At 44.1% G+C, this 14,478-nt stretch carries 9 protein-coding genes; 8 read left to right on the forward strand and 1 reads right to left on the reverse strand.

Going from position 1 to position 14,478, the window contains the following annotated elements:
• Positions 1-167: 167 nt before the first annotated feature.
• The gene (ggt, locus tag AAEY75_RS01425) at positions 168-2,120 is read left to right on the forward strand and encodes a gamma-glutamyltransferase (protein ID WP_352257956.1); all 1,953 of its coding nucleotides are present in this window, start codon (positions 168-170) and stop codon (positions 2,118-2,120) included.
• Positions 2,121-2,143: 23 nt separating this feature from the next.
• Complete coding sequence (locus tag AAEY75_RS01430) at positions 2,144-2,545, forward strand: hypothetical protein (protein WP_352257958.1); 402 nt, start codon at positions 2,144-2,146, stop codon at positions 2,543-2,545.
• 103 nt (positions 2,546-2,648) lie between these two features.
• On the opposite strand, the gene AAEY75_RS01435 is transcribed toward AAEY75_RS01430, so the two are convergent.
• Positions 2,649-3,458 carry a helix-turn-helix domain-containing protein gene (locus tag AAEY75_RS01435; protein WP_352257960.1) on the reverse strand — a complete coding sequence of 270 codons (810 nt, stop codon included), beginning with the start codon at positions 3,456-3,458 and terminating at the stop codon, positions 2,649-2,651.
• Positions 3,459-3,824: 366 nt separating this feature from the next.
• Here AAEY75_RS01435 and AAEY75_RS01440 point away from each other — a divergent pair, with 366 nt between their 5' ends.
• The 6 genes from AAEY75_RS01440 to dnaE all read left to right on the forward strand — a co-directional run bounded on the left by AAEY75_RS01440 (position 3,825) and on the right by dnaE (position 14,307).
• Positions 3,825-4,814 carry a proline racemase family protein gene (locus AAEY75_RS01440; protein ID WP_197216474.1) on the forward strand — a complete coding sequence of 330 codons (990 nt, stop codon included), beginning with the start codon at positions 3,825-3,827 and terminating at the stop codon, positions 4,812-4,814.
• Positions 4,815-4,880: 66 nt separating this feature from the next.
• Positions 4,881-6,140 carry an NAD(P)/FAD-dependent oxidoreductase gene (locus AAEY75_RS01445; protein ID WP_197216035.1) on the forward strand — a complete coding sequence of 420 codons (1,260 nt, stop codon included), beginning with the start codon at positions 4,881-4,883 and terminating at the stop codon, positions 6,138-6,140.
• Between the two features lie 77 nt (positions 6,141-6,217).
• Positions 6,218-7,096, forward strand: a complete 879-nt coding sequence (dapA, locus tag AAEY75_RS01450; protein ID WP_352257963.1) for a 4-hydroxy-tetrahydrodipicolinate synthase — start codon at positions 6,218-6,220, stop codon at positions 7,094-7,096.
• 163 nt (positions 7,097-7,259) lie between these two features.
• Positions 7,260-8,744, forward strand: a complete 1,485-nt coding sequence (locus AAEY75_RS01455; RefSeq protein WP_197216037.1) for an aldehyde dehydrogenase — start codon at positions 7,260-7,262, stop codon at positions 8,742-8,744.
• 125 nt (positions 8,745-8,869) lie between these two features.
• Positions 8,870-10,318, forward strand: a complete 1,449-nt coding sequence (locus AAEY75_RS01460) for an alanine/glycine:cation symporter family protein (RefSeq protein ID WP_197216038.1) — start codon at positions 8,870-8,872, stop codon at positions 10,316-10,318.
• Positions 10,319-10,608: 290 nt separating this feature from the next.
• On the forward strand, positions 10,609-14,307 hold the full coding sequence (gene dnaE / locus AAEY75_RS01465) for a DNA polymerase III subunit alpha (protein WP_352257965.1): 3,699 nt from the start codon (positions 10,609-10,611) through the stop codon (positions 14,305-14,307).
• Positions 14,308-14,478 lie beyond the last annotated feature (171 nt).

Genomic DNA, 14,478 nt, shown 5'->3' on the forward strand with positions numbered 1-14,478 from the left:
AATATATTTTAAAACCACCATTTCTTCATATTTTTATAGACATATGTAGATAGCAACTCCCTATTCTCATGTTATTCTGTTATTTTGCGTGACATACCTCTCTATAATCTATCTATTGCTTGTCTATATACTTGTTGATTAACTTCTCTCATAAAAAGGAATTTACGATGTCACACCTGCCCTCACACTTACATCATGCTACTCAGCAACCCAAACTCAAGAAAAAATTATTACTTAACCCTAGTACGCTACTGATTACTGGGGCGTTATTATTGTCTGTATCTGCTCATGCGCTGGAACCAGTGGCATCGACCAACTCCATTAATAACACCTCAATTAATACCAGTGCAATAAACCTAGCCGTAATGGCTGATAACCCAACCGTACTGTCTGAAACCAAACGCATTACGACCGCCAAATCAAGCAAGCTCACCGCTACGACTAACACGACTAATAACACAAATAGCGATCAAGCCATCTACTCTGCGGATGCCATTCATCATCCAGTTTGGGCTAAAAATGGCATGGTTGCCACGCAAGAAGCGCTCGCTTCAGATATTGGGTTACAGATTCTTAAACAAGGCGGTAATGCCGTTGATGCCTCGGTTGCCGTTGGTTTCGCATTGGCTGTTACTTTGCCACGTGCCGGTAATATCGGTGGCGGCGGGTTTATGATGATTTATGATGCCAAACAGGGCAAAACAGTGGCGTTAGATTATCGTGAAAAAGCACCCAGTAGTGCCTCACGTGACATGTATCTTGATGCCGAAGGCAATGCCGTCAGCGACTTGTCTCGTTATCATGGTTTAGCCGTTGGTGTACCGGGCACAGTGGCAGGACTGCTCAAAGCATTAGACGAACACGGCACGATGAGCCGCGGGCAAGTCATGGCACCAGCGATTGCACTGGCAGAGGATGGTATCGAAGTCACAGCAGGATTGTCCGAGTCGCTCACCGCCTTAAGTGATCGCTTGCAAAAATGGCCCAGTACTAAAAAGGTGTTTTTTAAACCAGACGGCAGTGCTTATCAACCGGGCGAACGTTTAAAGCAACCAGAGCTTGCCCGCTCGCTAAAGCTGATAGCGGCACAAGGGGCTGATGGGTTTTATAAAGGAGAGACGGCCAGTAAAATTGTCAAAGCTGTCAATGAAGCAGGTGGCCGTATGAGCCTACAGGATTTGGCCAACTATAATGCCGTGGCCCGTACGCCTGTAAAAGGCAACTATCGTGGTTATGAGATTGTCTCTATGCCACCTCCTTCTTCTGGTGGTATTCATATCATTCAGATTTTGAACATATTAGAAGGCTATCCACTCAAAGACTACGGGCAAAACAGCGCCCAAACCATTCACTTAATGGCAGAGGCCATGCAATTGGCTTATGCCGATCGTGCCGAATATTTGGGTGATGCTGATTTTGTAGATGTCCCTGTGAGCGGTCTAACTGCCAGACCGTATGCCGATAAACTGCGCACACTGATTGATCCCAATAAAGCCACGCCAGCTGCTACCATCAAAGCCAATAACCCACTACCGTACGAGAGTGATCAAACCACGCATTTTTCTATCGTGGATAAAGACGGCAATGCAGTCGCCAACACCTATACGTTGAATTTTTCTTATGGCACTGGGCTGGTTGCTGATGGCACAGGTATCTTATTAAATAACGAGATGGATGATTTTTCTGCCAAACCTGGTGTGCCCAATGGTTATGGCCTATTAGGCGGTGAAGCAAACAGTGTCGAAGCTGACAAGCGACCGCTGTCTTCTATGAGTCCAACGCTCGTGTTCAAAGACAGTAAGCCTTATATTGTAACGGGCAGTCCCGGTGGTAGTCGTATTATTACGACCGTGACGCAGGTTATCTCTAACGTGATTGATCACGACATGAATATTGCAGAAGCCACGCATGCCCCGCGCATTCATGATCAATGGTTGCCTGATGAAATCCGTATCGAAAAAGCATTAAATATCGATACCATCAAAAAGCTCGAATCTATGGGGCACACGGTGAGCCCGCAATCAGCCATGGGCTCAACGCAATCTATTATGATTACGCCAAGTGGTGTTTACGGCTCGTCTGATCCACGTATCGTTGATGCAGCGGTAGTTGGGTATTAGTCATAATACACAAGGATACAATTATGAAATCAATACAACTACCTCTACTCCTAACCAGCATATTAGGCCTCACTGCCTGTATCGATTTGGGTGCGCGGTTTATGTATGAACAAGACGATTTAGAAACTGACTCTGGCAATGCAGTAGGAATGTGTACCACAGAGATCAATCCAGCAACAGACAGACTTCTTTTTTCGCCACTACCTAAAAGTTGGGCAAAAGGTTACTGGGATCGAAATAACCTACCTAAAGGTATGCTATATTTTACTTGTGATGGGAGCACACCTTTATTACCCAAAGGCTGTCAGGGCAACTCACTAACCACGCCACAGCTGCGTCGATACTGGAAGAAGCATGACTTAATGGTTGGTTCAGTAGAGTTTGATTGTCACAACGGTATCCCAAAATCATATAAGAATCACTAATTGAAAAGCAACAGTACTACCTATGAGCTGTAAGGAGACGTTAAATTATGAACGCACTCAGAGTTGGCTCAGCTGTGGTTGGTATCAATTTATTAATGCAAAATTAATGTTTCAGTGGCAAATGGTCGTGACGAAACTGAGTGGGTGACAATCCTGTAAATTGTTTGAACTGACGGCTAAACGCACTATGATCACCATAGCCGCAGTTCAGTGATATTTGCGTGATAGACATTTCAGGAATAGCCAATAATTTGATGGCATGTTCTAACCGCAGTTTTTGCACAAACTGTAATGGTGACATGTTTAATACTGCTTTAAACGTACGCTCTAGTTGCGATAAGCTCAAATTTGCCAACTCAGCCAATTGTGATATGTTGATTTTTTGGTCCAAATGTGCCCTAACAAACTGTGCAACTTTGGCCAAGCGGGCATGTTTACGTAAAATGCGTTCGTTGTCTTCATCAATATCAACAGAAATACCCACCATGGCCACAATTTGCTGTTGTTCATTGTAAATAGGCAGCTTATTGGTGATGCACAAACCTAATTGCCCCGAAGCATAACTATGCAATTCTAAATTATCGACAATGGATTTACCCTCTTGTAGTACTCGCATGTCTTGCAACATATAATCTTTACTTTGCCGATGAGAAAACACCTGCTCTGTCGTAAAACCGATGATATCTTGGCGCTTATCTATTTTGCAACGCTTTAATAGCGTCTTGTTTGCCAACTGATAACAAGCGTACTCGTCTTTGACGAAAAAAACTACATTGGGTAAAGTATCAAAAAGCGGTAATAATAATGACACACTACCAATAAAGGTCGCACTACTGTCAGGGTAGTAATGGCTTAAACTGTGCCGTAATGACGCGGCCGTTATTGTTGCGCTCTCTGCCGTCTCACTTATCATAAACTACTCCTTATCATGCTTGATGTGTTGTCTTCGTCATGCGTCAGCGCCTAGACACAGCTATTTTTTATACAAAATATCGTTCTAACTGCTGCTATCTATACTTCCAAAAGAGCTATACCTCGGTGCTTTTGAGTATGACATCGCATTTATTTTTGATACAAGCTTCTCTAGTGTACACCGATACATTGTGCAGAAATGCGCATTTTTTGCTAGAAAAACATCAAGACGACTTCATTCAAAACATTCATTCTATAAATAAGCCTTGATGACCCCTCACCTACTTTCCGCTTTTGAATGGTCATTTTTTAACTTGATAAATATCAAGGCAATGTGAATTTTTATGGATGAATGAGGATGGCAACCATGTCTGATACAGAGTACAGCTTTAAAATCATTGATTCGCATACAGGCGGTGAACCTACTCGTATGATATATGAAGGTTTTCCAGAAATTATTGGTAATACCATTCAAGACAAGCTGAGCTATCTCAAACAACATTTTGACCATTTGCGTCAAAGTATTATTTTAGAGCCACGTGGTAACGATGTATTGGTGGGTGCCCTACTTTGCCCCGTAACAAACCCTAAGGCCACTACTGGTGTCATATTTTTTAATAATACTGGCTATTTAGGCATGTGCGGTCATGGTGCTATGGGAGTCATCGCTTCGTTGGCATATCAGAATAAAATCACAGCAGGCACGCATTGGCTCGAAACCCCTGTTGGCTTGGTGAAAGCCATACTTCATGATGATGGCAGTTGCAGTGTCCAAAATGTGCCATCTTACCGATATAAAAAAAACGTCTTAATACAAGTGCCTCATCTTGGCCAAATTTGTGGTGACATCGCTTGGGGTGGCAATTGGTTTTTCCTAGTGAGTGACCACGGACAAGATATTCAAGCAAGCAACGTGAACACGCTGACACAGGTATGCATACAAATAAAAGATGCCTTGAATGCCGCTAACATCACAGGCGAAAACGGTAATGAGATTGATCATATTGAACTGTTCACTGCCAGCAATGACGACAATATAGATAGTAGAAACTTTGTGTTATGCCCGGGTGCGGCCTATGACCGATCACCTTGTGGCACTGGCACCAGCGCTAAACTGGCTTGTTTAGCAGCTGAACACCAGTTAGAGGCAGGGCAAAATTGGCACCAACAAAGCATTATTGGCAGCCTATTTACAGGTAGCTATCAACCCGTCACTGATCTTTTAACCGAATCACCGTACCAATACCCTGCGCAAACCATTGTCCCAACCATTTGTGGCAACGCTTATGTGTGTGCCGAAACCACACTCATCATACAGAATCAAGATCCTTTTAAATGGGGTATTGCTACTCAGTAATTATGACCATTTAGATTGGCACACATATATCAACGCTATCAAACGCCCAAGTTATCGAGATCCATCATGACCACTCAAACATTCGACTTGCATATTATTGGTGGCGGTATTATTGGCCTAACGACCGCAGTGATGCTGCAAGCAAAAGGGATCAGTGTTGTACTGATAGAGGCCAACCAGGTAGGACAAGGTGCATCATTAGGCAATGCCGGACATATCGCCACAGAGCAAGTATTCCCAATCGCCGATGCCAGTATGCTACGTCATATCCCCGCCATGTTATTTAACCCAACAGGCCCATTGAGATTGGATTGGCATTACCTGCCACAGTTGATGCCATGGGCCATAAAGCTGTTAATGAACATGCGCCCTGGACCATTTTCGCGCATTCACGAGGCCTTGTTAACCCTCAATCAACATAGTCTACCAGCATGGCAAAGCTTTGCAGCGCAGTGGCAACTTAATGATTGGGTACAAGTGAAAGGATCATTATTGACGGTCGAAAAACAAGGTAGCCTATCGCCTTTAATCACTCACGGCAATCGGCTGAATGACATTGGCGTGGTGAACACTTTGCTAGAAAAAGAGGTGCTTTTAGCACGTGAGCCTGCCTTACAAGACAATCAGTTGGCCGCGTTGTTTTTTCCAAACACAGGGCATATCACAAATTTGACGGCAGTGATTAAACAGCTCAGTACAACGTTTACTGCACTTGGCGGACATATTATTGAGCACTGCCGAGTACTTGATGCCACTCCTCAGGCACAAGGTACTCTCTTGACTACCACTCAAGGAGATATTACTGCCTCTACCGTTATGCTATCGGCAGGCGCGCATTCTAAAAAATTGGCAAAACAGCTCACAGGAGTATCAGTGCCATTAGATACAGAGCGCGGTTATCACCTGATGTTACCGCATGAACATACACGGCTACAAATACCTGTCTCAAGCATGGATCGGCGCTTTATCATGACTCCCATGGAAGGCGGCCTACGCTTGGCTGGCACCGTAGAATATGCAGGACTTGACGCACCTGCCAATATGCAACAGGCAAAAATACTGTTGAAGCAGGCACAGCCAATGTTAAGAACACCGTTAAATACGACAGACAGTACGCCATGGATGGGATTTCGTCCTTCAACATCAGACTCCCTGCCCGTTATCGACAAAATAGGCCACGTATTCTTAAATTTTGGCCATCAGCACTTAGGATTAACGCAAGCGGTGATCAGTGCGCAGATGATTACCGATTATTACTTTGATAATCAGCATGCCATCGACCCCAAACCTTATCAGATTAAGCGATTTCAAAAATCATCGGCTTGAACCACTAATCTCGAATTAAAACACTATTAATTTTTTATTTCATCATCCATCAAACCCTCACTAACAAGGATAATTTTATGAACATCACCGGTATTTTAGTGCCAATCGTTACCCCTTTTGACGCCCAAGGTAATGTTGATGCCAACAAACTTACTGCACTGGTCAAAGCCTTTATTGATAAAGGCGTAGCTGGTATTGTCGCATGCGGCACAACAGGCGAATACTATACTTTTTCACCTGAAGAACGCGCTTTAGTCCTAACCACCATTGCCGATGCTGCCAAAGGTAGTGATAACAAAAATGCCATCACGCTAATTGCTGGTATTAACAGCTTATCAACTGACCACTCTATCGTACTGGCTGAACAAGCAAAAACCTTAGGTTATGATGGTCTAATGTTATCTGTTACCCCTTATAGTTTGCCGGAACAAGACGGTATTATCGCCCACTTTAAAAAAGTAGCCGACGTGAGCGAGCTGCCCATTATCATGTATAACTTCCCTGCCCGCGTTGGGGTGAGTATTGAGTTTGATACCATCAAACATCTGGCCAAGCACCCAAATATTATTGGTGTCAAAGAAAGCAGCGGCGACTTTAGTCATGCATTAAGGATGCTACAAGCAAACTTTAATGATTTTGAAGTGGTTTGTGGTTGTGATGACCAACCCGTTGACTTCTTTTTTTGGGGTGCAAAAAGCTGGATTGCAGGGGCAGCAAATGTATTCCCAGCAGAACAAGTCGCGTTATTTAATGCCACACAACAAGGCGATTGGCAGACTGCCAAAAAAATAATGAGTGAGATTTACCCCGTTATCCATTCTATGGAATCTGGTAATTACAACCAAAAAGCCAAAGTGGGCTGCCTAAAAGGCACAGTTGATGTGGGCGCAGTTCGTGTGCCGCTCACACCCATGTCAGGCAGTGAAAAATCTGAGTTTTTAGCATTACTGTCTTAATTACCACTACTGGCTTTATAACCATAGTAGTGGCGGACATGATTGTTACCGACCGTAAATAGTAGATGATAGATCACAAATCAGAACCATTCACTTAAAGTCGCCGTCTCTACCATTAGTTGCAGTCACTTAGTATCAAAATCATCAGATAAGGATTACCTGCATGAACATCACCAAAGAACATGTGTTTGAACAAGCTAAACAGCAAAAGCTATGGGCAGGGCATTTAGTTGCTAGCAATGACCTATCAACCACCGTTATAGACAATACCACCCCAATTGACAACAGCCTAATTGGCAATATCGCATCTGGCAATGCCAATGATGTTGATATTGCCGTAAAAGTAGCAAGAGCTGCTTTTGATAATGGAGAATGGCGACGCTTGGCCCCTGCAGCACGTAAAACTATCATGCAACGTTGGTGCGCTTTGATGCACAAGCATTCTGAAGAACTGGCAGCTTTAGATTGTGTGGATGCAGGCAAACCCATCACAGAATGTCTGAACACAGACATTCCAGCCACGATAGAAACATTTGAGTGGTATGCAGAAGCTGCTGACAAAGTGTTCGGTAAAATTGCACCAACGGGTAATAGCGCATTGGGTTTGATTGTTCAAGAACCGATTGGTGTGGTTGGTGCGGTATTGCCATGGAATTTTCCAGCACAAATGTATGCATGGAAAGTAGCGCCAGCACTCATCATGGGCAACTCTGTCATTGTGAAGCCAGCCGAGCTTACCTCTTTATCAGCGTACCGTTTGACAGAGCTGGCATATGAAGCTGGCGTACCAAAAGAAGCCTTGCAAATGGTTTGTGGGCTTGGTGAACACGTTGGTGCAGCATTAGGTCAACACATGGATGTAGATATGGTGTCATTCACTGGATCAACTGAGGTCGGCCGATTGTTTTTACAGTATGCGGCGCAAAGCAACTTAAAAGAGATTGTCTTAGAGTGCGGTGGCAAAAGCCCGCAAATTGTCTTTGATGATGCCGTACTAGATGGCAATGCCATCAATGATATTTTATCTGCTGCTTTTTGGAACATGAGTGAAAATTGTAGCTGTGGTTCACGATTGTTGGTGCACAGCAGCCAAAAAGAACGTCTACTTGATCAGCTAAAAAAAGGCCTTGAAGGATGGAAAGTCGGCTCGCCATATGATCCTAGCACCGCCATTGGCCCTATGATTGAAGAAGCACATTTTGACAAAGTCACCCAGCATCTAAAAATAGCTCAACAAGAAGGTGCAACTCTCGTCACAGGCGGTACGATTCACGACAAGATGGGCAGTGGTTGGTATATAGAACCCACTATTTTTGATGGTGTCAGCCCAAGCATGACACTGTTCAAAGAAGAGGTCTTTGGCCCTTTACTTGCTGTGACTAGCTTTGAGACAGAAGAAGAAGCCATTCACTTAGCAAATGATACTAAATATGGTCTAGCAGCCTCTTTCTATACTCAAAATATTAAACGGGCTTACCGCGTGGCCTCTGCTATCAAAGCGGGTACGATTTCTATCAACGGGTTTTCAGAGGGTGATATTACCACACCCTTTGGTGGCTACAAACAGTCAGGATTTGGTGGCCGCGATAATGGCCTTGAAGCACTGGCCCAGTATGCACAAACCAAAACCATCTGGTTGATCAACTAATCTTATGATGTGCGGTTATAGCATGACAACAAATGGCTGCACAGCACCTAATGACTCGTTACGATTTTAATCTGAATAAAAATCCATTTATTCGCATTAAATCCCCCTTTAAAAGGACGTAGGCTATGGAAGCAATTATCAATACCATCGTTGGCTATATATGGAGCGATGCACTGGTTTATTTGGCACTAGGGGTTGGCATTTATTTTACGGTGATGACCCGTGGTGTACAGTTTCGCTATCTTAAAGAGATGGTCAGGTTGTTATTCGATAAACAAACCTCAAACCAAGGCATCAGCTCATTCCAGGCTTTTTGTATGGCATTATCTGGGCGCATTGGTGTTGGTAATATTGCGGGTGTTGCCACTGCTATTGCTGCGGGCGGCCCAGGGGCAGTATTCTGGATGATTATCATGGGTTTACTTGGCGGGGCTAGTGCTTTTGTTGAGTCAACCCTAGCACAGGTCTACAAACATAATGTTGATGACCAGTACCGAGGTGGTTCGCCTTTTTATATCGAACGCGGACTAAAAATGAAGCCGTTTGCGATATTAGTAGCCGCAGTTACTTGCTTGTCTTATGGTGTATTAGTGCCAGGGGTTCAAGCCAACACCATCGCAGATTCTTTTAATACTGCTTTTAATATCTCGCCCACCGTAACGGGCATTATCATTGTTGTTATGCTAGGTTTTATCATTTTTGGTGGTATCAAACGCATTGCCAATTTTGCTGGGAAGGTGGTGCCCTTTATGGCCATTGGCTATATTGTCATGATGATCATCGTACTGGCATTTAATGCCTCAAACTTACCAGCGATGTTTGCACTTATCTTCAAAAGTGCATTTGGGATGGATGCTGTATTTGGTGGTATTATTGGTTTGGCTATTTCTTGGGGTGTGCGCCGCGCTGTTTTTTCCAATGTGGCTGGTGCTGGTGAAGCAACTTTCAGTTCGGCAGCGGCCGAGGTATCACACCCTGCCAAGCAAGGGCTCGTACAAAGCTTTTCAATTTATATTGACACGGTGGTTGTCTGTACTGCGACTGCACTCATGATTTTATCAACAGGTATGTACAACGTAATTCCTACTGAAGGCTTGGTTTTGGTAGAGAACTTACCAGGCGTGGCAGCAGGAACAGCCTTTACCCAAGCCGCAGTGTCTACGGTATTTAGCGAGTATGGCAGCGGCTTTGTTGCTATTGCTATTTTCTTGTTCGCCTTTACCTGCCTCATTGCTTATTACTACATTGCTGAAACCACACTCGTTTATTTGGATAGCAAACTACGCTACCCTGTGTTAAAGCCATTATTAAAAATAGTATTTTTAGTCGTGTGTTTTGCTGGTAGCATACAATCTGTGGGCGTTATGTGGGCTCTAGGCGATATTGGGTTTGGCAGTATGTGCTATCTTAATTTCATTGCCATATTACTGCTAAGCAAAGTTGCCATTAAAGTACTCAAAGATTATGACGAACAGAAAAAGCTTGGACTAGATCCTATCTTTGACCCTAGAAAAGTAGGTATTGAAAACGCAGATTTTTGGATAGAATATAGTGATAAGTATGATAAACGCTAAATACTTATGAAATAACCCTTCTCTCTTATATATCAAAGCCCTTTCTATCACTATGATGCAGAGGGCTTTTCTTTCTAGTAAAACTCACTATTAAGTACATCCCATTTGATTTGATAACCCTGAATCAGTGGCTGTCTGCGGCAAATAATGCTATTATTAACGACCTGATTTGAAACAAGAAAATACGGTGAACAACGTATTTTCAGACTAAATTAAAATCTTAAGCCATTGATAATTAAAAATTTATTTCTTATCAGCCTATTTTCCGATCGTATCCGTAAGAGTCTTCTATGGCATTTGTACACCTTGGCATTCACAGCGAATATTCAATTACTGATTCTATCGTGCGTATTAAGCCGATGGTTAAAGCGGCGGCGGCTGACAATCAGCGCGCGCTGGCCTTGACCGATTTATCCAACCTTTATGCCACGGTAAAATTCTACCGTGCCTGCCTAGGCGCTGGTATCAAGCCTATTATCGGCAGCGAAGTCATCATGGAAAATGAAGACACACGACTGACCTTACTGGCGATGGACAATGAAGGTTATCAAAACATTACCCGTATTGTATCCCTTGGCTTTACCGAAGGGCGTGCCGATGATGCCAATCACGGTGTACCAGTGGTTAAGCGCAGTCATATTTTGGAACATGCGGCAGGCGTGATTGTATTATTTACCGAAAAATCTGATGTCGGCCAAGCATTGGTTAGCTCGATGCCAGAGAAGGCTGATGAACTGATTACCGAGTGGCAAGCACAGTTTGCTGATCGATTATATTTCGCCATCAAGCGCACCAGTCGCTCAGGCGAAGACGCCTTTATTCAGGCTGCTATTCATTCGGGTGCCAAACACCACATTTCTATCATCGCGCACAACGATGTGCGGTTTTTAGAGCAAGATGATTTTGATGCCCATGAGGCACGTGTCTGCATTGCAGGATCTTATGTATTGGCTGATCTCAATCGTCCGCAGACTTACTCTGATGAGCAGTACCTAAAGACTCAAGCTCAAATGGAGCAGCTATTTTCTGATATTCCACAGGTTATTGACAATACCTTACGCTTAGCCACCCGCTGTAATGTGACGTTGACACTAGGCATTAACGTCCTGCCCGACTTCCCTGTGCCTGAAGGTGAAACGATTGAATCGTTCTTTCGGGCAGAGTCTGTACGTGGTCTAAATAATCGCTTAGATAAGCTATTCCCTGTCGCCGAGCGTACTGAACATTGGAACGACTTTCGCCAGAGGTATGACGAACGCCTAGAATATGAGCTTGAGATTATCCTTTCAATGGGGTTTCCGGGTTATTTCTTAATCGTTATGGACTTTATCCGTTGGGCGAAAGCCAATGGCGTGCCTGTTGGACCGGGTCGTGGTTCTGGTGCTGGCTCGCTGGTCGCTTATGCGCTAAACATTACCGACCTTGACCCTATCCACTACGATCTATTATTCGAGCGCTTCTTGAACCCTGAACGCGTATCGATGCCCGATTTCGATATTGACTTTTGTATCGAAGGTCGTGACCGAGTCATTGATTATGTGGCACAAACTTATGGCCGTGACGCGGTCTCGCAGATTATTACCTTTGGTACGATGGCGGCAAAAGCCGTGGTACGTGATGTAGCGCGGGTACAAAGCAAGTCGTACTTTTTAGCCAATAAAATATCCAAACTTATCCCGAAAACACCCGGTATCACACTGAGTCAAGCACTCGAACAAGAGCCACAGCTTAAGGACTTAATCTCTAACCCTGATAATATGGATTATGAAGATGCCATTGAAGTTTGGGAAATGGCGATTAAGCTTGAAGGCGTCTGCCGAAATGTCGGTAAGCATGCGGGTGGTGTACTGATTGCCCCGAATAAGATCACTGACTTTAGTGCTATCTACTGTGATGATGAAGGACATCGCGTCAGTCAGTTTGATAAAGATGACGTCGAGGCCGTTGGTCTGGTGAAGTTTGACTTTTTGGGTCTGCGTAACTTAACCGTCATCAATGCTGCGGTTGAGAACATCAACTTGCGCCGTGTTAAAGAAGGCAAAGATGCATTGATCCTAGAAGATTTGCCGTTAGATGACAAAAAAGCTTATAAGCTATTGCAAGACGCCAAAACCACTGCTGTCTTTCAGTTAGAAAGCATGGGTATGAAAAAGTATCTGGCCAAATTGCAGCCGACCAACATCGAAGATGTCATCGCCATGTGTGCGCTATATCGTCCCGGTCCGCTCGATGCGGGCATGGTAGAGATGTATATCGACCGTAAGCATGGTCGCGAGGAAGTTATCTATGACCATCCCAATCTTGAACCGATATTAGAAAATACCAATGGCGTTATTGTCTATCAAGAACAGGTGATGCAGATATCACAGGTGATGGCAGGTTATAGCTTAGGCGGTGCTGATATGCTACGCCGTGCGATGGGTAAAAAGAAACCAGAAGAGATGGCCAAGCAGCGTGATATCTTCGTCACTGGTGCCACTGCGCAAGGCATCGATGAAGTCACTTCGGGTGGTGTCTTTGATTTGATGGAGAAGTTTGCCGGTTACGGTTTTAACCGATCGCATTCTGCCGCTTATGGTGTCTTGGCTTATCAGACGGCTTATCTAAAGCAGTACTACCCTGCTGAATTTATGGCAGCGGTCTTAACCTCTGATATGAATAACACGGACAACGTGGTGTTCTTTATCAATGACTGCCGCGAAAACTTTGAATTGACTGTGGTGAATCCATCCGTGAATCGCAGTGAATGGCATTTCGTTGCTGACACGCCAACCAATATTATTTATGGTTTGGGTGCGATTAAAGGCGTTGGTGAAGGTGCGGTTGAATCTATCGTGGATGCACGCCGCCGCGAAGGTCCGTTTAAAGACTTATATGATTTTTGCCGCCGTGTGGATATCAAAAAGGTCAATAAACGTACTCTTGAAGCATTAGTCAGTGCGGGCTGTTTTGACGATTTTGCCGCAACCTTGCGACCTGACTTGCCAGCCGATGAAGCTTACGAGATTCGCGGTGCCTTAATGAGTCAATTGCCAAGCGCCGTACAGGCCGCTGAACAAGACCGTCAAAACCGCGAAATTGGCATGATGGATTTGTTTGGTGAAATGGATGGTGTCGTCGCCGCGCCGCCACTCGTCATGACACCAGAGCTAATTTGGGGTGACAAACATCGCCTAAAAGCAGAAAAGAACACCTTGGGACTGTACTTAACAGGTCATCCAATCAATGAATACTTAGAAGAGCTCAAACGCTACACCTCAGGTGCTCGCCTCGATAAACTAACAGATACTGGCTACAACGGTAGCTGCTATTTTGCAGGCTTAATCATCGATATCGCAAACTTTGGTACTCGCAACGTCATCACCTTAGACGATGGTACCTCAAGGTTAGAAGTCAGCTGCTATGCAGAACGCTTTAACCGCGTAAAAGACCAGTTAAAAGTCGACGAAGTGGTCATTATTAAAGGCAGTATTCGTGAGCGTGACGGTCGCCTCTTTGCCCGTCTTGATAGCGCCATGAGTATGGTTGATGCACGCCTGCGTTGGCTCAAAAAAATAAGCATTAAAGTGCATGGTAGCGACATTAAGTTGCTCATGCATCTACAACCACTACTCAAATCAGCTCAAGCCGACATCATACCTGCGCCGCGCTTGGCTTATAATAGTGATCAGGATGAGCAAGACAGTAACAGTGGTAATGGCGCTTACGACCCTGCGATAGGCGGCAGTTTATACGATGAAAACGGCAATGATTTACTAGCATTAGACAATGGCAGCCCTACCGACCAGAATTATGCTAATAGCGCCTTAAGCAATACGGACACTTCTATTAATGATAATTGCCTACCGCTTGGGCTGAGCATTTATGAAGAATTTGGCATTGCTAATGTGGGACTATCAGAGCATTGGCGAATCTACCCTAACGATGATAATTTACAGCAGTTGAAAAACATGATTAGTGAAGACAATTTACACTTTCATTATAGTTAATGTCTTCCACAGCTTTAAAAACCTATTATCGTTAATTAAGGGCACGCTCAATACATCTTATAGTCTGTTCAATATAATTTAGATACAAGGAAGCTGAGCGAGGCTGACACCGTATCCACTTTATAGAGGATTTGACTATAACCTTATTGCTTTAACTTTTAACAATTGGAC

It is taken from the genome of Psychrobacter sp. TB55-MNA-CIBAN-0194 (assembly GCF_040309505.1).
Classification (GTDB): Bacteria; Pseudomonadota; Gammaproteobacteria; order Pseudomonadales; family Moraxellaceae; genus Psychrobacter; species Psychrobacter fozii.